This window comes from Streptomyces sp. NPDC055400 (assembly GCF_053644375.1).
This window is the reverse complement of sequence record NZ_JBSHLM010000001.1, coordinates 648,654-668,125: the sequence shown is the minus strand read 5'-3', so window position 1 is coordinate 668,125 and position 19,472 is coordinate 648,654. Positions and strand designations below refer to the sequence as shown.

Here is a 19,472-nt window from a genome sequence, read left to right as displayed (position 1 = left end):
CGAGGCCTTCGCGGCGCCGCTGCGAAGGCCTCAATCGTGTTCAGTTCGGTCCTACAGGCTGGGCTGGCGCCAGTCGATCTGAACCCGCTCACTCGGATCACGGTGCTTGCCACGACCCACCGGCAGTACCCGCACCTTGACGATCTCCACGCACACCAGCGCGCGCTGCGAGGACCGCGGAGCCGAATTCCACCACTCCACCAGGTTCGTGACTCCCTCGATCGGGAGATCCGTCATCTGCTCCAAGTACCGGAGCCGGATACGGGACTGACGCAGATCATCCTTCGTTGCCTTCTCCGCGGCGGCGTACGCAGCCGGCACCAGCACGTCACGCATGCCGCCCAACTCCTTGAACCGTGCCTCGGCCCCGGCGATGTGCTCCTTGAGGCGGGCAGCTTCGGCCCGGATGTCCGCCAACAGCCGTGCCAGACGCTCCTGCGCTCCGGGCCGCAGCAGTTCAGCAAGCACCTCCTCGGCCACCGAATTTTCGAGCCGGTCGGCATTCATCCTGACCCGCCCACACGACGGCTGCCGCACCCGCGGCGGCGGGCAACGGTAGGACGGATCGGCATCGCCGGTCACCCGTGTCCCCGTCATTGCGTGCGTACAGCTGCCGCACTCCGCCCCGCCCTCGCTCAGCAAGTACTCGAAAGCCTCGCGCGCTTCAGGCCGTTGGCTCTTTTGCTCGGCGAACAGCGCGAGCAGGCGCCGGTATTCATCCGGCGTCAGGACCGTCGAGCCGAAGTCCTCAATCTCATTGCCGTCCTTGTCCAGACCGGCCATGCGCGGGTGGCTCAGCACCCGGACCAGGACTTCGGGAGCCCACTCGTTGCCACGCGTTGTACGAGAGCCCCCACGGTTCAACCAGCGGCACGTCTCCGCCCGGTTCTGCCCGGCGAGGAGCCGGGAGGCGGCCTGGCGCAGGGCGGCGGCCTCCCCGAGGTTCAGCACCCCTCGGCTCTGGTAGCCGGACAGCCGTGCCATGAGTCTCCGTTCCATCGGGAGCCTGACCGCCTGCCCATTAGCGATCGCTTAGCTCCGTAATAGGTCACGATATCTGCCGCGCATGGATCGTACGGCTGCGAGGCTCTGCAAGTGCACACATGGAGAGGCGTTTGCGCACGTCAGGAGGCCAACACAGAGTTGGCGTGTGGCACACGTCACTGCAACCATTGAGGTGTAAACAACGTCAACCAAAAATGCGCGCCGATCGCCCTTGACCAGCAGAAAAGGGCCCGACCAGCCGCCCCAGCAGGACAGCGAGCCGAGCCCATAGGGCGCACCGCATCACCTCACGCAGACACCCCCAACGCCTCCCACAAGCTCACCGTCGCAACCTTCTGCGTCTCACCCACAGGGATCGTCTTCGCCGGGAACCGCTCCGCCTTGATCAACGCATACGCTTTATCGGTCCCGATCCCGAACGCCCGCGCAGCCGTCGCCACACTGACCGCCGCCGGCAACGACCGCAGCTCCTCCACCGACATCCCACCCCGCGTACGGGCAGGCGCAGCAGGAGCAGTCACAGATGAGGTCATAGGTGGTCACATCCCTCTTCCCCGCGCCACCTGACCGGAAGCATACGACGGCCAAGGAAGCGCCTCTTTCGCTACAGCAAGATCAGGGCACGTAAGGATGATCCAGTCCAAACCAGGGGACCCCACGTGTTCAACGGCAGTACCTACCGCCGGTGCAAGTGCACCGAGCCAAAACTCGACAACAACGGCCAGCCGATCCTCAATACGAGCGGCACACCCAAGGTCCGAGAACTCGGCTCCACATGCCCGCAGTTGAAAAAACGCGACCACGGCTCCTGGTACTACTACCTCAACCTCCCCGACGGCCCCGGAGGGGAACGCCGCCGGCCCCGCAAGGGCGGCTTCCCCACCTCCAAGAAGGCCCAGGAAGCAGCACAGAAACTCTGGGACGAAGCCAACGACGGCATCGACGTCGACTCCAAGGAGACCGTCGCCGCCTACCTCAACCGCTGGCTCGACAAGCGAGTTGACCTCAAACGCGGCACCCGCGAGGACTACCGCGACTCCATCGACCGCGTCTTCATACCCGCCCTCGGCCACCTCACCATGCGCGAACTGCGCGAGCGCCACATCCAGGAGCTGTTCAAGGAGATCTGGGCGTTCAACAAGGTCAAGAACGCCAACCGGATCGCAGCCCAGCAGGCCAAAGACGAATACGACGACGCCTACCGAGCATGGAAGCAAGCCCCCGCGCCTCGCCCTCGCCACCTCCGCCAACACTGGTACGCAGCCAAAGCCACCCTCAAAGAAGCCCGCACCAAACCCCGCAAGGAGGCCGGCCCCGCCACGCAGAGGAAGTACAAGAACACCCTCGCCTCAGCCCTCGGCGATGCGGTCACCGAAAAGCTGGTCACCGAGAACTGGGCGAAGAACGTCACCCTCCCCACATACGAACGCCCCGAAGCCCTCGTCTGGACAGACGAACGCGTCGCCCGCTGGAAACTCACCGGCAAAAAACCCAGCCCCGTCATGGTGTGGACCCCCGACCAGACCGGCGAATTCCTCGACGCCGCAGTCGACCACCCCCTGTACATCATGTGGCACCTCATGGTGTTCCGCGCCCCACGCCGTGGTGAAGCAACAGCCCTGCCCTGGACCGAAGTCGACATGACCCGTGGCGTGGCCAGGATCGTCGAGCAACTGTCCACCAACACCGCCTACGAAGTATGGGAAGACACCCCCAAGAGCCGCGCAGGTAAACGCACCCTCACCCTCGACCACGCCACCTTCGCCCTACTCAGAGCCTGGCGCGACGTACAGAAAGCCCAACGCGCCGAATGGGAACACAAACACCTCGACAACCCCACCAAATGCGGCCCCTACATCAACTCCGGCAAGATCTTCACCCAAGCCGACGGAAGCCCCTGGCACCCCAACAACGTCTCCCAAGCCTTCGAACGATTCATCAAACGCCTCGGCATGCCCCCGATCCGACTCCACGACCTACGACACTGCGCCGCATCCCTCAGCCTCGCCGCCGGTCTGTCCATGAAGGCCATCCAGGTCCTACTCGGCCACAGCAGTTACCAACTCACCGCCGACACCTACACCTCACTGATGCCACAGTTCGAGCAGGCAGCAGCCAACGCACCCGTCGACCTCGTACCGCGCCGCAACACAGTTGAGGCGCCCGCCCCAGAGGAGCCCGCAGTGACCACGGTGGTCGGTCAGGAACCTGTCGCAGCCGCAGAAACAGAGCAGGCGACACCCGAAGCTAACGAGCCTGATCAGAGCAGCGAAGACAGCCTCCACCTACGCCTCGTCTTGCCTTCTATGGCCCCGGATGGGGCCGCAGACGCCGCCTGACGCGCTGTCCCCCGTTTGTCCCCCGGGTCACGGAATAGCCCCCTCGGAGACCACTCCCAGGGGGCTATTCGATGCTCCATTGCTGGTCAAAGGCATACCTGCGCGCTGTAGGTGACCCAAAGTTTGTCCGGACAATCGAACTTCACGACTTCCCGTCAACATTCCTTGCGACTACGCTCGGCCCGTGGCCAAACCAGTAGTCGATCCGACCGTGTCGCTCCAGCTCAGCGTGGACCGCAGCAGTCCGGTCCCGCTCTATTTCCAGCTCTCCCAGCAGCTGGAGGCGGCGATCGAGCGCGGCTCCCTGACCCCCGGCAGCCTGCTCGGCAACGAGATCGAGCTCGCGGGCCGGCTCGGCCTGTCCCGGCCCACCGTGCGCCAGGCCATTCAGTCCCTCGTCGACAAGGGCCTCCTCGTCCGCCGCCGGGGCGTCGGCACCCAGGTCGTCCACAGCCAGGTCAAGCGCCCCCTGGAGCTCAGCAGCCTCTACGACGACCTGGAGGCGGCGGGCCAGAAGCCCGAGACGCGCGTTGTGGCCAACACCCTCGTGCCCGCGTCCGCCGAGGTCGCGGCCGCGCTCGGGGTGGCGCAGGGCGACGAGGTGCACCGGGTCGAGCGGCTGCGGCTGACCCACGGCGACCCGGTCGCGTACCTCTGCAACCACCTGCCCACCGGGCTGCTCCCGCTCGACACCGAGCGGCTGGAGGCGACCGGGCTCTACCGGCTGATGCGCGCCGCGGGGATAACCCTGCACAGCGCCCGCCAGTCCGTCGGCGCCCGCGCCGCCACGGCCGAGGAGGGCGAGCGGCTCGGCGAGCCCGCGGGCGCCCCGCTCCTGACGATGCAGCGCACCACGTTCGACGACACCGGCCGGCCCGTCGAGTTCGGGTCACACACATACCGGGCGTCCCGCTACTCCTTCGAGTTCCAGCTCCTCGTACGGCCGTAAGAATGTTATGACAAAGTCATTGACGGTGCCGGGTACCCACCGCTAGAACTCCTCCAGCCGCACACGGGCGGCGAGGAGAGAGGTGGCACACCATGCGCACAGCCCGCACGGCAGCAACCCTCATTGCGGTCGTCGCACTCGCGGCCGGATGCAGCAGCTCCGGAGGCAAGACTTCCGAGGACAAGGCCGACGGCTCAGGAGGCGGCAAGTCCGCCGGCACGCCCCGCCTGAAGATCGCGATGGTCACGCACTCCGGCGAGGGCGACACCTTCTGGGACATCGTCCAGAGCGGCGCCAAGCAGGCCGCCGCCAAGGACAACGTCCAGTTCCTCTACTCGAACGACAAAGAGGCCAAGGGCCAGGCCGAGCTGGTCCAGTCGGCGATCGACAAGAAGGTCGACGGGATCGTCGTCACCCTGGCCAAGCCCGAGGCCATGAAGGCCGTACTCGCCAAGGCGAAGGACGCCGGGATCCCGGTCGTCACGATCAACTCCGGCGGCGAGTTCTCGCAGCGGTTCGGCGCGCTCACCCACATCGGGCAGGACGAGTCCGTGGCCGGCGAGGCCGTCGGCAGCGAACTCAACGCGCGGGGCAGGAAGAAGGCGCTCTGCGTCATCCACGAACAGGGCAACGTCTCCCTGGAGCAGCGCTGCGCCGGCGTCAGGAAGACCTTCAAGGGCACCGTCGAGAACCTCAACGTCGAGGGCACCAACGCCCCCGCGTCCCAGTCGTCCGTCGAGGCCAAGCTCCAGGCGGCCAAGGACATCGACGCGGTCGTCGCGCTCGGCGCCCCCACCGCCGCCGTCGCCGTCAAGGCCAAGCAGGACGCGGGCAGCGAGGCGGAGGTGGACACCTTCGACCTGAACGCGGCCGTGGTGAAGAGCCTCAAGGCCAAGGACGTGGGCTTCGCCGTCGACCAGCAGCCCTACCTGCAGGGCTATCTCGCCGTCGACGAACTGTGGCTCTACCGCACCAACGCCAACGTCATCGGCGGCGGAAAGCCGGTCCTGACGGGCCCCGCGATCGTGACCGAGAAGGACGTGCCGAAGCTCGAGAAGTACACCGCGCGCGGTACCCGGTGAACGGATGCATGATCCCAGTGCCTGCTGTGTGCGCCCGGGGCACAACCCCCGGACCCCCGGCCGGAAGCCTGGCGCGTCCCCCGGGACCTGCACGGCGGCCGAGAGGTGCGGTCGGGGATACTGAGGCGTCCGGGGCCCAAGAAGTGCCCCCCGGGGCCGGCCCGCCCGCCCCGGTGTATCAGGCAGCACAGCAAGAAGGGCACGGCCTCGTGGCACGGTTTCGGAGCTGGGTGAGCATCGCCCTCGCAGGGGCAGTCGGTCTCACCCTCGCGGGGTGCAGCAGCACCGGCGGCAAGCGGGCGGAGGACGCCAGGAAGGCGGCCACGGCCCAGGGCAAGGCCGCGGTGAACACCCCGCGCTGGACCGTCGCGATGGTGACCCATTCGGGCGACGGCGACACCTTCTGGGACATCGTCCAGAGCGGCGCCAAGCAGGCCGCGGTCAAGGACAACATCAACTTCCTGTACTCGCACAGCGACGAGGCGCAGCAGCAGGCCCAGCTCGTCGACGCGGCCGTGGACAAGAAGGTCGACGGCCTGATCGTCACGCTCGCGAAGCCAGACGCCATGAAGGCCGCCGTCGCCCGCGCCGAGAAGGCCGGCATCCCCGTGATCACCGTGAACTCCGGCTCCGAGGAGTCCAAGAAGTTCGGCGCGCTCACGCACATCGGGCAGGACGAGACGATCGCGGGCCAGGCCGTCGGCGAGGAGCTGAACAAGCGCGGCCGCAAGAAGGCCCTGTGCGTCCTGCACGAGCAGGGCAACGTCGGCCACGAGCAGCGCTGCGCCGGCGCCAAGGAGACCTTCAAGGGCCAGATGCAGAACCTGTACGTCGAGGGCACCAACATGCCCGACGTCCAGTCCTCCATCGGCGCCAAGCTCCAGGCCGACAAGTCCATCGACTCCGTCGTCACGCTCGGCGCGCCCTTCGCCGCCACCGCCGTGAAGGCCAAGCAGGACGCGGGCAGCAAGGCCGAGATCGACACCTTCGACCTCAACGAGAAGGTCGCCGCCGGCCTGAAGGACGGCACACTCGGCTTCGCCGTCGACCAGCAGCCCTACCTCCAGGGCTACGAGGCCGTGGACCTGCTCTGGCTCTACCGCTACAACGCGGACGTCCTCGGGGGCGGCAAGCCGGTCCTCACCGGACCGCAGATCATCACCAAGGACCAGGCGGCCAAGCTCGAGGAGTACACGAACCGGGGGACACGATGAGCGCCGTCGCACCAGGGACCCCGCCGCTGACGGACGAGCGGCTTCTGAAGACGTCATCGCTGCGCAAGCTCATGGGCCGGCCCGAACTCGGCTCGGTCGTCGGCGCCGTCGCCGTCTTCCTCTTCTTCGCGATCTTCGCGGACAGCTTCCTGCGGGCCTCGAGCCTCGCCACGGTCCTGTACGCGTCGTCGACGATCGGCATCATGGCCGTACCCGTGGCCCTGCTGATGATCGGCGGCGAGTTCGATCTCTCCGCCGGTGTCATGGTCACCACGTCCGCGCTGGTCTCGTCGATGTTCAGCTACCAGATGACGGCCAACATCTGGGTCGGCGTGGGCGTCTCGCTCCTGTTCACGCTCGCCATCGGCGTGTTCAACGGCGTCATGCTGACGCGCACGGACCCACCGAGCTTCATCATCACGCTCGGCACGTTCCTGATGCTCACCGGCATGAACCTCGGCTTCACCAAGCTGATCAGCGGCACCGTCTCCACCAAGTCGATCTCCGACATGGAGGGCTTCTCCTCCGCGAAGGACGTCTTCGCCTCCACGCTCACCATCGGCGGCGTCGACTTCAAGATCACCATCCTGTGGTGGCTCGCCCTGATCGTCGTCGCCACCTGGATCCTGCTGCGCACCCGCGTCGGCAACTGGATCTACGCGGTCGGCGGCGGCGAGGACGCGGCGCGCGCCGTCGGTGTCCCGGTCAACAAGACCAAGATCGGCCTGTACATGGGTGTCGCCTTCGGCGCCTGGATCTCGGGGCAGCACCTGCTGTTCTCGTTCGACGTCGTGCAGTCCGGCGAGGGCGTCGGCAACGAGCTGATCTACATCATCGCGGCCGTCATCGGCGGCTGTCTGATCACCGGCGGCTACGGTTCCGCGGTCGGCGCGGCCATCGGCGCCCTGATCTTCGGCATGACGAGCAAGGGCATCGTGTTCGCCGAGTGGAACCCGGACTGGTTCAAGTTCTTCCTCGGGGCGATGCTGCTCCTCGCGACCCTGCTCAACGCGTGGGTCCGCAAGCGCGCGGAGGCGACGAAATGACCGAGACCGCAGAGCGTACGGCGCTGGTCGAGCTCGATGGCGTCAGTAAGTACTACGGCAACATCCGGGCCCTTGAGGACGTCTCCCTCGTCGTGCACGCGGGCGAGATCTCCTGTGTCCTCGGCGACAACGGCGCGGGCAAGTCGACCCTCATCAAGATCATCGCGGGTCTGCACCGGCACGACTCCGGCTCCTTCAGCATCGAGGGCGAGGAGACCCGGCTCGCCAGTCCGCGCGAGTCCCTCGACCGCGGAATCGCCACGGTCTACCAGGACCTCGCCGTCGTCCCGCTGATGCCGGTCTGGCGGAACTTCTTCCTCGGCTCCGAGCCGACGAAGGGCTCCGGGCCCTTCAAGCGGCTGGACGTCGACCTGATGCGCAGGACGACCCACGCGGAGCTGCTGCGCATGGGCATCGACCTGCGCGACGTCGACCAGCCCATCGGCACCCTCTCGGGCGGTGAGCGCCAGTGCGTGGCGATCGCCCGCGCCGTCTACTTCGGCGCCAAGGTCCTCGTACTCGACGAGCCGACCGCCGCCCTCGGCGTCAAGCAGTCCGGCGTCGTCCTGAAGTACGTCGCCGCCGCGCGGGACGCGGGACTCGGCGTGGTCCTGATCACGCACAACCCGCATCACGCGTACCTTGTCGGCAACCGCTTCGTCCTCCTGAAGAGGGGCACGATGTTCGGCAGCTACGACCGCGACGAGATCACCCTCGACGAACTGACCCGCCAAATGGCAGGCGGCAGCGAACTGGACGACCTGCGCCACGAACTGGAGGGCCGGGACGCTCCGTAGGGGGCGCTCCGTAAGGCGCGCCCCGGTAGGGGCGCGGGGAACTGCGCGCCCAGCCACAAGCCACCGGCACCCGAAAGTGCACCCGCAGTAGCAAGACGCCCACCTCAAGTGACCCGCACCGCACCGGGACGCCCGACCGGCGAGCGAAATGGCACAATCGGCGCGATGAGCACCTACCGCGACCTCGCCCACCGCGGCTCCGCACGAGCCACCGTCCTGCGGACCGTCGGCACGCGTGAGCGCCGTTCCCACCTGACGGCGCCGCGCGTCCCGACCGTCGGTATCGACATCGGCGGCACGAAGGTGATGGCGGGCGTCGTCGACGCCGACGGCAACATCCTGGAGACCCTGCGCGCGGAGACTCCGGACAAGTCCAAGAGCCCCAAGGTCGTCGAGGACACGATCACGGAGCTGGTGCTCGACCTCTCCGACCGGCACGACGTGCACGCCGTCGGCATCGGCGCGGCCGGCTGGGTCGACGCTGACCGCAACCGCATCCTGTTCGCGCCCCACCTGTCGTGGCGTAACGAGCCCCTCCGGGACCGGATCTCCAGCCGCCTCTCCGTCCCCGTACTCGTCGACAACGACGCGAACACGGCCGCCTGGGCCGAGTGGCGCTTCGGCGCGGGCCGTGGCGAGGACCACTTGGTCATGATCACGCTGGGCACCGGCATCGGCGGCGCGATCCTGGAGGACGGCCAGGTCAAGCGAGGCAAGTTCGGCGTCGCCGGTGAGTTCGGCCACATGCAGGTCGTCCCCGGCGGCCACCGCTGCCCGTGCGGCAACCGCGGCTGCTGGGAGCAGTACAGCTCCGGCAACGCCCTCGTGCGCGAGGCCCGCGAGCTCGCCGCCGCGGACTCCCCGGTCGCGTACGGGCTCATCGAGCGCGTCAAGGGCAACGTCTCCGACATCACGGGCCCGCTCATCACCGAACTCGCCCGCGAGGGCGACGCCATGTGCATCGAGCTGCTCCAGGACATCGGCCAGTGGCTCGGCGTCGGCATCGCGAACCTCGCGGCCGCCCTCGACCCCTCCTGCTTCGTCATCGGCGGCGGCGTCTCCGCGGCCGACGACCTGCTGATCGGCCCGGCCCGCGACGCCTTCAAGCGCCACCTCACCGGCCGCGGCTACCGCCCCGAGGCCCGCATCGCCCGCGCCCAGCTCGGCCCCGAGGCCGGTATGGTCGGCGCCGCGGACCTCGCACGGCTCGTCGCCCGCCGCTTCCGCCGGGCCAAGCGCCGGCGCGTGGAACGGTACGAGCGCTACGAGCGTTATCACCAGGGCAAGGGCTTCGGCCTGGGCCCGCAAAGCCCGGCGAGCGCCGCCGGCGAGACCCAGGGACCCAAGTAATGACCGTGCCACGCCAGCCCTCGTCCCCCGACGAAGGGCAGCGCCCCCCTGGGAACCGCCGGAGGGTCATCCGCCGCCGCGCGCTGACGCTGCTCACGATCGTGCTGCTCATCGGCGTGCCCGCCGGCTATCTGGTGATCTCCGCGAACCAGAGCCGGAACAGCGGCAAGGACAAGGAGGCCAAGTACTCCGCGACAGGCCTCACCATCGGCTGGCCCTCCAAGGTCCAGCGCCGGCTGTACCAGGTGCCGATACCGGTCTCCTCCGCCAAGGGCGTCGCGTACTACGAGACGAACAACCTCAGGACGAGCCGCCTCTACGTCCGCTTCCGCACCACCGACTCCGGCCTCGACAAGTTCCTGAAGACCATCGGGACCAGCTCGTCCGAGCTGAAGAAGGACGAGGTCACCATCAGCCCGCGCAACCAGAAGGTCGTCGGCTGGGTTTTCGACGGCCCCGGCCCGTACGGGGGCCTCACCCACAAGCAGAAGAACCCCGAGCCGACCCTGGACGTCGTGGTGAACCGGGAGAACCCGGCGAAGCCCTTCGTGTACGTGGTGTCGACGACGACGCCGTAGCGCGGCCCGCCCCTGAGGGCCGCGCCGGTGAGGCTACTGCGGGAGCTCCATGACGTCGGCGACCACGCCGCTGGCGTTGTCGGGACCGCCGGAGCCGTTGGCGAGGGCGACGAGTTCGCGGATCGCTTGCCCGGGCTCACTGATCTCGGAGAGAACCCGGCGGATCTCTTCGGTCGGCACGACGGTCGACAGACCGTCGGAGCAGAGCAGGTATCGATCTGCGTGCCGGGCGTCGTGGAGGCGCAGGTCGGGGGTGGCGTCGGCTCCTTGGCCCAGGGCTCGTACCAACAGCGACCGCTGGGGGTGGGAGGCGGCCTCTTCCGGGGTGAGGCGGCCCTCGTCGACCATCGACTGCACCATGGTGTGGTCATGCGTGATCTGGAACAGCTCTCCGTCGCGCAGGAGGTAGACGCGGGAGTCGCCGATGTGGACGAGGGCCAGCTGTGATCCGGTCCAGAGCATCGCGGTGAGTGTCGTGCCGGCCTCCTCGGATGAGGAACCGGTCCCGGCGACGCCGTGCACGGCCTGCTCGGCCTGTTCGACGGCGTCCTCAAGGACGTTGAGGAGCTCGCCCGCCGGGACGCCGTCAGTTTCGAGGTACTTGAGTGCGTCAACGGCGGCCGCGCTCGCGGGGGCTCCCTGGCTGCCGTAGCCGTCGGCGACGGCGAGCAGGCGGGACCCGGCGTAGGCGGTGTCCTGGTTGCTCTCGCGGACGAGGCCCGTGTCGGACAGCGCGGCGTAACGGATTCCCAGGGGCTTGGTGGTCGGGGACATGGCAGGGCCCTTCCAGGACAGGTGGTTGATGAGGAAGGCGGCCAGGTCCCGCCGTGCGGCGGTGTCGGCCTCGACCTGGGCCCAGAACGCGCGGACCTCCTGGGCCGCCGGGCCCGGCTCCAGCGCGCAGACGTGCTGGATGCGGGTCAGGGACATCCCCAGACGCCGGAGCCAGGCGACCAGTCGGGCCTGATCCAGTTGCTCCGGCGCGTAGAGGCGGTAGCCGGTCACCGGGTCGACGCGAGCCGGGGGCAGCAGGCCGAGCGCGTCGTAAAGACGCAGCGCCTTCGGTGACAGCCGCGACGCCTTCGCGAACGCTCCGATGGTCAGCAGCCCCATGCCCACTCCTCCTCATGCCGAGCACATCGCCCGGCCCCACCGATGCTGTGGCCTCCCCCAAGGTGAAGGTCAACCATGGGTTCCGATCGGTTCCCTCTGACGGAATTTCACCCGCCGGCGTCGTGCCTGACCTTCCCGGCCGACAACGGAGGATCTTCGCGAAGCCTCCACGACGTGGGAGGGCCTGCACGGGGCGTCCCCCAGTCGTGTGAGAAATTGTGAGATGTGAGACCGTGCAGGGCGTGAGTGAGACACCGAAGAACACCCTGCAATACCGCTTTGACGGGCCGGAAGACGCCCCAGTCCTGATCTTGGGTCCCTCACTGGGCACCACCTGGCACATGTGGGACCGGCAGGTACCCGAGCTCGCCCGGCAGTGGCGGGTGTTCCGTTTCGACCTGCCCGGGCACGGCGGAGCCCCCGCCCACCCGGCCGGTTCCGTCGCCGACCTCGCCGCGCGGCTCCTGGCCACGCTCGACGAACTCGGCGTGCACCGCTTCGGCTACGCGGGCTGCTCGCTGGGCGGCGCGATCGGCGCGGAGCTGGCGCTGCGTCACCCCCAGCGCGTGGCCTCCCTCGCGCTGATCGCGGCCTCGCCCCGCTTCGGCACCGCCGACGAGTTCCGCCAGCGCGGCGTGATCGTCCGCAGCAACGGCCTCGACCCCATCGCCCGCACGTCCCCGGAGCACTGGTTCACCAGCGGCTTCGCGGCCGCCCAGCCCGCGATCACCGACTGGGCCGTGCAGATGGTGCGCACCACCGACCCGGGCTGCTACATCGCCGCCTGCGAGGCGCTCGCGTCCTTCGACGTACGGGCCGAGCTGGGTTCCATCGGCGTCCCCACGCTCGTCCTCGTCGGCTCCGACGACCAGGTGACGGGCCCCGCCCAGGCGCGCACACTCGTCGCCGGCATACCCGACGCGCGGCTCGCCGTCGTGCCCGCCGCCTCGCACCTCGCCCCGGTCGAGCAGCCCGCCGCCGTCACCGACCTGCTCGTACGGCACTTCTCCACCGCCTGGCAGCCCGCGTACGAGACGGGGCAGCACGCGATCCCCGCCGCCCCCGTCAAGCCCGTCCTCGCGCCGCCGCCCCCGCCGGTCGCCCCCGTGGCGGAGATCGGGCCCATGGAGGCCCAGCCCGAGGCGGAGGTCCGGCCCGACCGGCACGACATGGGTCTCAAGGTGCGCCGCGAGGTGCTCGGCGACGCGCACGTGGACCGGGCGCTGGCCTCGGCGGATGCGTTCTCCGGCGACTTCCAGGAGTTCCTCACCCGCTACGCCTGGGGCGAGATCTGGAGCCGGCCCGGCCTCGACCGCCGCATGCGCAGCTGCGTCACGCTCACCGCGCTCGTCGCCGGCGGCCACCTCGAGGAGCTGGCCTTCCACACCCGCGCCGCCCTGCGCAACGGCCTCACCGCCGACGAGATCAAGGAAGTGCTGCTCCAGGCCGCCGTGTACTGTGGTGTGCCCGCGGCGAACTCGGCGTTCAAGGTGGCCCAGGCCGTGATCCGCGAGGAGACCACGCCGCAGGAGTAGACGACCGGGTGCCGGGACGGGCCGGACGCGGGCAGGGAGCGCAGGATGGTTCCCATGAAGCTCACGAAGAAGATCCATGCCTGCGTCCGCCTGGAGAAGGACGGGCGGACGCTCGTCATCGACCCGGGCGGCTTCTGCGAGGAGGACGCGGCTGTCGGCGCCGAGGCGATCCTCGTGACGCACGAGCACCCGGACCACTTCAACGAGGCCCGGCTGCGGGTGGCCCTCGAAGCCGACCCGGCCACCGAGATCTGGACCCTGAAGTCCGTGGCCGACAAGATCTCGACGGCGTTCCCGGGCCGGGTGCACACGGTCGGGCACGGCGACACGTTCGAGGCGGCCGGTTTCGACATCCAGGTCCACGGCGAACTGCACGCCGTCATCCACCCGGACATCCCCCGCATCACGAACGTCGGCTATCTGATCGACCACGGCCGCGTCTTCCACCCCGGCGACGCGTTCACCGTCCCCGACCAGCCCGTCGAGACGCTCCTCGTGCCCGTGATGGCCCCCTGGAACAAGATCGCCGAGGTCATCGACTACCTCCGCGAGGTCGGCCCGCAACGCGCGTACGACATCCATGACGCGCTGCTGACCGACCTGGCCTGGCCCATCTACGAAGGACAGATCGGGGCGCTCGGCGGGACGGACAACCTGCGGCTGACGCCGGAGGAGTACGCGACGCTCTGAGCACCCCCGCGGGCCGCGAACTCCCGCTACCGGCCGAGGAGTTCGACGATCTCTCCGGTCGTGGCGAGTTCCGCGATCCGCGGGAAGATCTTGCCGAAGCTGTGCTCGTGGGACGCGGCGTCCGTGTCGGTCGTCGCGTCCTCGACCACCGTGAGGTGGTAGCTCAGCTCGAAGGCGGAGCGGGCGGTGGACTCGACGCCGATCGAGGTCGAGATCCCCGCGAGCACGATCTGCGTCACGTGGCGGCGGCGCAGCTGGAGGTCCAGCTCCGTCCCCGTGAACGCGCCCCAGTGCCGCTTGGTGATCACGATGTCGTCGCCGAGCGGGCCCAGCTCGTCCGGGAACTCGGAGAACGCGGCGGGCGGCGCCTGGGTGAGCCCGGGGGCGGCCGACCGGCTCACCGGGAGGTCGCCGCCGTCGGGGGACCAGGCGACGCGGACCCGCACGACGGGCAGGCCCTTGGTGCGGAAGGCGTCCGCGAGCGTGGCCCCGTTCTTCAGGACTCCGTCGGCGGGGTGGACGGTCGGCAGGCCGAGGATGCCGTTCTGGAGGTCGACGAGGACGAGGGCGGTGCGCTCGTCGAGGGTGGTGGCGGGCATGGGGGGCGCTCCTTGCGGATCCGGGGGAGATGCTTCGACAGGCTAACTTTCAAACAGAGAAACTTGCAAGGTAACCTGCCTATTGCGCTGCCCATTGCGTGCTGCCTGTCGCGTGCCGACCGTCGCACCCCGCAGGCGGCCGCCCCGGGTTCGTCGGGCGTTGTCGTACCCGCCCGGTAGGTTGTGGGCATGCGGATTGCTACCTGGAATGTGAACTCGATCACCGCCCGGCTGCCCAGGCTCCTCGCCTGGCTGGAGAACACCGGGACGGACGTGCTGTGCGTCCAGGAGACCAAGTGCACGGCCGAGCAGTTCCCCGCGGACGAGCTGCGCGAGCTGGGCTACGAGTCCGCGGTGAACGCGACCGGGCGGTGGAACGGCGTGGCGCTGATCTCCCGCGTCGGCCTGGAGGACGTCGTGACCGGCCTGGCCGGCGACCCCGGTTACGAAGGCGCCCACGAGCCCCGCGCGATCTCCGCCACGTGCGGCCCGGCGCGCGTCTGGTCGGTGTACGTGCCGAACGGCCGCGAGGTGGACCACCCGCACTACGCGTACAAGCTCCAGTGGTTCGAGGCGCTCAAGGCGGCCGTCGCGGGCGACGCGGGGGGCTCCCGCCCGTTCGCCGTGATGGGCGACTACAACGTCGCGCCGACGGACGACGACGTCTGGGACATCTCCCTCTTCGACGGCGCCACCCACGTCACCCCGGCGGAGCGCGCCGCGCTCGCCGCGCTCCGTGAGACGGGCCTGTCCGACGTGGTCCCGCGGCCCCTGAAGTACGACCACCCCTTCACCTACTGGGACTACCGCCAGCTCGGCTTCCCCAAGAACCGCGGCATGCGCATCGACCTCGTCTACGGGAACGCGGCGTTCGCGGGGGCCGTGAAGGACTCGTACGTGGACCGCGAGGAGCGCAAGGGCAAGGGCGCCTCGGACCACGCCCCGGTGGTCGTGGACCTGGAGGTCTAGGACTCTGCGATCTTAAGGGGGCCGGTCCGGAGCTCTACGGCTTCAGCACCCCCAGATCCACCGCCCGGGCCATCGCGTCGAGCCCCGCGTCCCCCGGGTGGAGATGATCCCCGCTGTCGTACTCGGGCCGCATCCGCGCGGGATGCGCCGGATCGCGCACCACGGCGTCGAAGTCGACCACCGCGTCGAAGTCGCCCCCGCTGTCCCGCACATACGCGTTGACGACCTCCCGCTCCCGGTCCGCCGTGGCCGTGCACAGGGTCTCCCCCTCGCAGGGAGTGACCGTCGCGCCGACCACGCGCAGGCCCCGCGCGTGGGCGCGCGCCGCGATCTCCCGTAGCCCGGCGACGACTTGGGCCCCGCTGAAGCCGGCCCGTACGTCGTTGACGCCCTGGAAGACGACGACCGTGCGCGCCGACGTCTGGGACAGCACGTCACGGTCGAGGCGGTGCAGCGCGCTCACCCCGCCCGTGTCCGTGGAGACGCCGTCCCCCGGATAGCGGTCGCCCGTCACCCGGTTCGCCGAGATCCCCTGGTTCAGGACTCCGTAGTGCGGCACCGCGTCCTGCTCGCGCAGCCGGGTGGAGAGCACGTCGGGCCAGCGGTGGTTCGCGTCCGGCGTCGACTTCACGCCGTCCGTGATGGAGTCGCCGAGCAGAACGACCGACCCGGGCCCGCCGCTCACGTCGACACCGGTGAGCAGCGGCCAGTACGTGATCGTCGACGTGTACGAGGCCGCTGAGGCCTCCGCCGCGTGATCGCCCGGCAGGCTCACGTACGAGCGCTGGATCGCCTGGCTGTGCACCGGCGCCGTGGCGACCGCCTCCGGAAGGTGGAAGCTGACCAGCAGATTCGCGCCGGCCGGCACAGCGAAGCCCACCGGGTCGCTGAACGCCTGCGCCCCCGCGGGGATCTCCGTACCCGCCGCGCCCCGGAACGTCAGCGGCACCGGCTCGCCCCTGGCCCCGGCGCCCGCGTCCTGCACGGCCACCGTCGCGCTCCCGACCCGCACCGGCGCAGGCGCGAACGTGTTGTCGAGCCGGATCCGCACGCGCGGGCCGCCCGCGCTGGTGTGCACGACGAGCCGCACCGTACGGTCGGCCCAGGGTCCGACGGCCGCGTATCCGGCGGTGGACGCCGACCAGGTGCCGGTCCACCCCGGCGCGGGCGAGCGCACCGACAGGGCGAAGACATGCAGATCGGCGGCGCCCGGGTCCCGGGGCAGATCCACGGAGGCGATCTCGCGTCCCTTGGCGACCGGCACCGTGACGACGTACAGCCGTGTCTTCTCGGCGAGTTGGCCGCCGGGTGTGTTGCGGTGGGGGAGCGCCACGGACTTGGTGGCGAGCGGGCCCGTGCGCCAGTCGGGCGCGGTGAGGCGGTACGTGGAGCGCGAGCCGTCCCGGTAACGCACGGTGCCGCTGCCGGCCGCGTCGCCGCCCGTTCCGGCCACCAGGAAGGCGAGCGCGTCGCCCCGGCCGTGCACGCGGACGGGCTGGCCGTCGGCGCGCACGTTGTCGGGCCCGGTCGCCGCCGTGCGCGGCCAGGTGAGGCGGGCGCCCTCAACACCCAAGGCGCGCCCGGGAGTCCAGCCGGCCGCCGACAGGTCACCGGCGGACAGCGAGCTGCCCGAGCCGTCGAAGTCGGCCTCCGCGGCCCGGTCGTCGGCGCTGACCGCCCTGTTGTCGAAGAGCCGCTCCAGGGGGAGCGGCTCGGGTCTGTGCGGGGCGGCCTGCGCGACGGCGGTGGGGGCGAAGCCCGTAAAGAGCGCCAGTACAGCTGCCGTTCCCCAGACGCGTCGGCGCACGACCGACTCCCTCCACTTGTGGATGAGACGTGACAGGTGAGCCATGAAGCTAAAGAGGAGACAGGTTCGCGTCAATGAGCCGCGTGCGAACGTGGCCCGAACTCTCCGTAATGGAGCTCAGCGCGCCCTGTGGTGCGACAGCCTGCGGGGATGTCAGGGTGAGTGGTATGAACATCCCTTTCTTGGACAACTGGCGCAGGAAGCACGGCTCCGCCTTCGGCGTGGCCGTGTTCACCGAGGGTGACGGCGGGGCCGAGGGGATCGCCGAACTTCTCTCCGAGTGCGAGCTGCTGCGCTCGCAGGCGCAGGAGGCCGGGGTGGAACTGGACGACTCCGTCGCGTCGTTGGAGGCGCTGGACCAACTGGTGCCGCGCTGGCGCGAGGACGAGGAAGCGCTGCCGTGGCTCGGCAACGACGCGGGCCTGTACCTCGGTACGGTCCTCGTCCGCCAGGTGCCGGAGGCGACATGGGTGATCTGGCCCAGCGGGCAGCCGGTGGTGCGGCTCCCCTCCGGCCGCGAGGTCGACGTCGTCGCCGCGGGCCACGAATGGGCGACCAGCGGGGCGCCCGAGCTCTCGCAGTTCTATGCCGAGGCCTCGGAGACGTAGTACCGCAAATACGGTTAATGGCCATACGTGCGTGTCGCCGGTCAAGTCCCCAATTGACGTGGGTAGTTTGCGCGGACCGACACAGCTGAGAGTGGGCAGGTCTGCCATGGCCGTCGATCCGTTGATCGAGCTGCGTGACGTCAACAAGTACTACGGGGAGCTGCATGTCCTCCAGGACATCAACCTCACTGTCGGCAAGGGGGAGGTGGTGGTGGTCATCGGCCCCTCGGGGTCGGGAAAGTCGACGCTCTGCCGCACGATCAACAGGCTCGAGACGATCCAGTCGGGGAACATCCGGCTCGACGGGCAACCGCTTCCGGAGGAGGGCAAGGCCCTCGCCCGTCTGAGGGCCGAGGTGGGGATGGTCTTCCAGTCCTTCAACCTCTTCGCGCACAAGACGGTCCTGCAGAACGTCTCCCTCGCCCAGATAAAGGTCAGGGGCCGCAAGCGGGACGAGGCCGACAAGCGCTCCCGGGAACTCCTTGACCGGGTGGGGCTCGCCTCGCAGGCCGCCAAATACCCCGCCCAGCTCTCCGGCGGCCAGCAGCAGCGCGTGGCCATCGCCCGCGCCCTCGCGATGGACCCCAAGGCCCTCCTCTTCGACGAGCCGACCTCGGCCCTCGACCCGGAGATGATCAACGAGGTCCTCGAGGTGATGCAGCAGCTCGCCCGCGACGGCATGACCATGGTCGTGGTCACCCACGAGATGGGCTTCGCCCGCTCCGCCGCCAACCGCGTCGTGTTCATGGCCGACGGCCGCATCGTCGAGGACCGCACCCCCGAGGACTTCTTCACCAACCCGCGCAGCGAGCGGGCCAAGGACTTCCTCTCCAAGATCCTCAAGCACTGAGCGGGGAGCGCACCGCATGATCCGTCCGACACGTGTGTGCCGTGCCCTGGCGGCGCTCACGGCACTGCTCGCCGTCTCCACGGCCGCCGCCTGCGGCAAGGAGGGCAGCCCGCCGGCCAAGGGCCCGGCCCCCGACAAGCTGCCCACCTACCAAGTGGCGAAAGACTTCCGACTGCCCTCCTCGCCCACCTGGGAGCGCGCCAAGAAACGCGGCTACTTCATCGTCGGCGCCAAGGAGGACCAGCCGTACCTGGGGGAGAGGGACCCGGCGACCGGTCTCTTCTCAGGCTTCGACATCGAGATCGCCAAGATGATGTCCGCCTCGCTCGGCTTCCCCCCGAAGACCATCCACTTCAAGACGATCGCCTCGGCCAACCGCGAAACCGCCCTGCAGAACGGTCAGATCGACTACTACGTCGGCACCTACACCATCAACGCCATGCGCAAGAAGCTCGTCGGCTTCGCGGGCCCGTACTTCCTGGCGGGTCAGGACCTGTTGGTACGCAAGGACGAGAACGACATCCACGGCCCGCAGGACCTGGCCGGCAAACGCGTCTGCTCGGCGAGCGGTTCGACTCCCTACCAGCGCATCAAGACCGACTACCCGAAGGCGACGCTCGTCGCGTACGACACGTACTCGGTCTGCGTCGACAACCTGCTCACCTACCAGGTCGACGCCGTCACCACCGACGACGCGATCCTGATCGGCTTCGCGGCGAAGGTGCCCGACCAACTCAGGGTCGTGGGCAAGCCGTTCTCCGAGGAGCCGTACGGCATCGGTGTGCGGCGCAGCGACAACGCGCTGCGGATGGCGCTCAACGACGCTTTGGAGGCACGCGAGAAGAACGGCGACTGGAAGAGGGCCTTCGAGGCGACGCTCGGCCAATCCGGCGTGCCCGCGCCCACCCCGCCCCCCATCGACCGCTACCCGGCGAGCTGAG

19 protein-coding genes are annotated in these 19,472 nt (G+C 69.3%); 14 read left to right on the top strand and 5 right to left on the bottom strand.

All coding sequences use genetic code 11. From position 1 onward, the window contains the following. Positions 1–51: 51 nt before the first annotated feature. Positions 52–984 (bottom strand): recombinase family protein, encoded by a 933-nt coding sequence (locus ACWIGU_RS02845; protein WP_454396695.1) that lies wholly within the window; start codon positions 982–984, stop codon positions 52–54. Between the two features lie 308 nt (positions 985–1,292). After that, positions 1,293–1,487: a DNA-binding protein gene (locus ACWIGU_RS02840; RefSeq protein ID WP_454396693.1), complete on the bottom strand. Its 195-nt coding sequence runs from the start codon at positions 1,485–1,487 to the stop codon at positions 1,293–1,295. Positions 1,488–1,664: 177 nt separating this feature from the next. Here ACWIGU_RS02840 and ACWIGU_RS02835 point away from each other — a divergent pair, with 177 nt between their 5' ends. From ACWIGU_RS02835 to ACWIGU_RS02800, 8 genes are all read left to right on the top strand, one after another. After that, complete coding sequence (locus ACWIGU_RS02835; RefSeq protein ID WP_454396691.1) at positions 1,665–3,344, top strand: tyrosine-type recombinase/integrase; 1,680 nt, start codon at positions 1,665–1,667, stop codon at positions 3,342–3,344. Between the two features lie 211 nt (positions 3,345–3,555). After that, positions 3,556–4,293 (top strand): GntR family transcriptional regulator, encoded by a 738-nt coding sequence (locus ACWIGU_RS02830; RefSeq protein WP_454397259.1) that lies wholly within the window; start codon positions 3,556–3,558, stop codon positions 4,291–4,293. A 92-nt stretch (positions 4,294–4,385) separates the two neighbouring features. After that, positions 4,386–5,375, top strand: a complete 990-nt coding sequence (locus ACWIGU_RS02825; RefSeq protein ID WP_454396689.1) for a sugar ABC transporter substrate-binding protein — start codon at positions 4,386–4,388, stop codon at positions 5,373–5,375. Between the two features lie 209 nt (positions 5,376–5,584). Further along, positions 5,585–6,589, top strand: coding sequence for a sugar ABC transporter substrate-binding protein (locus ACWIGU_RS02820; RefSeq protein WP_454396687.1), 1,005 nt, complete (start codon positions 5,585–5,587; stop codon positions 6,587–6,589). After that, positions 6,586–7,635, top strand: coding sequence for an ABC transporter permease (locus ACWIGU_RS02815; RefSeq protein ID WP_454396685.1), 1,050 nt, complete (start codon positions 6,586–6,588; stop codon positions 7,633–7,635). The genes ACWIGU_RS02820 and ACWIGU_RS02815 overlap by 4 nt, the downstream gene beginning before the upstream one ends. Further along, positions 7,632–8,432 carry an ATP-binding cassette domain-containing protein gene (locus ACWIGU_RS02810; RefSeq protein ID WP_454396683.1) on the top strand — a complete coding sequence of 267 codons (801 nt, stop codon included), beginning with the start codon at positions 7,632–7,634 and terminating at the stop codon, positions 8,430–8,432. Before ACWIGU_RS02815 ends, ACWIGU_RS02810 begins: the two co-directional genes overlap by 4 nt. Positions 8,433–8,597: 165 nt before the next feature. Continuing rightward, positions 8,598–9,782, top strand: a complete 1,185-nt coding sequence (locus ACWIGU_RS02805; protein WP_454396681.1) for an ROK family glucokinase — start codon at positions 8,598–8,600, stop codon at positions 9,780–9,782. After that, on the top strand, positions 9,782–10,360 hold the full coding sequence (locus ACWIGU_RS02800) for a sugar kinase (RefSeq protein ID WP_454396679.1): 579 nt from the start codon (positions 9,782–9,784) through the stop codon (positions 10,358–10,360). Before ACWIGU_RS02805 ends, ACWIGU_RS02800 begins: the two co-directional genes overlap by 1 nt. A gap of 33 nt (positions 10,361–10,393) precedes the next feature. Here ACWIGU_RS02800 and ACWIGU_RS02795 read toward each other — a convergent pair whose 3' ends face one another. Further along, entirely contained in the window at positions 10,394–11,473 is a 1,080-nt protein-coding gene (locus ACWIGU_RS02795) for a MerR family transcriptional regulator (RefSeq protein ID WP_454396677.1), read from the bottom strand. Positions 11,474–11,715: 242 nt separating this feature from the next. On the opposite strand from ACWIGU_RS02795, the gene pcaDC reads away from it, so the two are divergent. Both pcaDC and ACWIGU_RS02785 read left to right on the top strand, forming a co-directional pair. After that, complete coding sequence (gene pcaDC, locus ACWIGU_RS02790; protein ID WP_454396675.1) at positions 11,716–13,008, top strand: bifunctional 3-oxoadipate enol-lactonase/4-carboxymuconolactone decarboxylase PcaDC; 1,293 nt, start codon at positions 11,716–11,718, stop codon at positions 13,006–13,008. Between the two features lie 54 nt (positions 13,009–13,062). Then, positions 13,063–13,698, top strand: coding sequence for an MBL fold metallo-hydrolase (locus ACWIGU_RS02785; RefSeq protein ID WP_356271916.1), 636 nt, complete (start codon positions 13,063–13,065; stop codon positions 13,696–13,698). A 26-nt stretch (positions 13,699–13,724) separates the two neighbouring features. On the opposite strand, the gene ACWIGU_RS02780 is transcribed toward ACWIGU_RS02785, so the two are convergent. Beyond that, on the bottom strand, positions 13,725–14,297 hold the full coding sequence (locus tag ACWIGU_RS02780; RefSeq protein WP_454396672.1) for an isochorismatase family protein: 573 nt from the start codon (positions 14,295–14,297) through the stop codon (positions 13,725–13,727). A 189-nt stretch (positions 14,298–14,486) separates the two neighbouring features. On the opposite strand from ACWIGU_RS02780, the gene ACWIGU_RS02775 reads away from it, so the two are divergent. Beyond that, positions 14,487–15,266 (top strand): exodeoxyribonuclease III, encoded by a 780-nt coding sequence (locus ACWIGU_RS02775; RefSeq protein WP_454396670.1) that lies wholly within the window; start codon positions 14,487–14,489, stop codon positions 15,264–15,266. Between the two features lie 34 nt (positions 15,267–15,300). Here ACWIGU_RS02775 and ACWIGU_RS02770 read toward each other — a convergent pair whose 3' ends face one another. Continuing rightward, positions 15,301–17,118 carry an SGNH/GDSL hydrolase family protein gene (locus ACWIGU_RS02770; protein WP_454396668.1) on the bottom strand — a complete coding sequence of 606 codons (1,818 nt, stop codon included), beginning with the start codon at positions 17,116–17,118 and terminating at the stop codon, positions 15,301–15,303. Between the two features lie 122 nt (positions 17,119–17,240). On the opposite strand from ACWIGU_RS02770, the gene ACWIGU_RS02765 reads away from it, so the two are divergent. The 3 genes from ACWIGU_RS02765 (at position 17,241) to ACWIGU_RS02755 (ending at position 19,471) form a co-directional block, all read left to right on the top strand. Then, positions 17,241–17,681, top strand: coding sequence for a DUF6278 family protein (locus ACWIGU_RS02765; RefSeq protein ID WP_454396666.1), 441 nt, complete (start codon positions 17,241–17,243; stop codon positions 17,679–17,681). A gap of 106 nt (positions 17,682–17,787) precedes the next feature. After that, positions 17,788–18,531: an amino acid ABC transporter ATP-binding protein gene (locus tag ACWIGU_RS02760; protein WP_454396664.1), complete on the top strand. Its 744-nt coding sequence runs from the start codon at positions 17,788–17,790 to the stop codon at positions 18,529–18,531. Between the two features lie 16 nt (positions 18,532–18,547). Then, positions 18,548–19,471: a glutamate ABC transporter substrate-binding protein gene (locus ACWIGU_RS02755; protein ID WP_454396662.1), complete on the top strand. Its 924-nt coding sequence runs from the start codon at positions 18,548–18,550 to the stop codon at positions 19,469–19,471. Position 19,472: the final 1 nt, after the last annotated feature.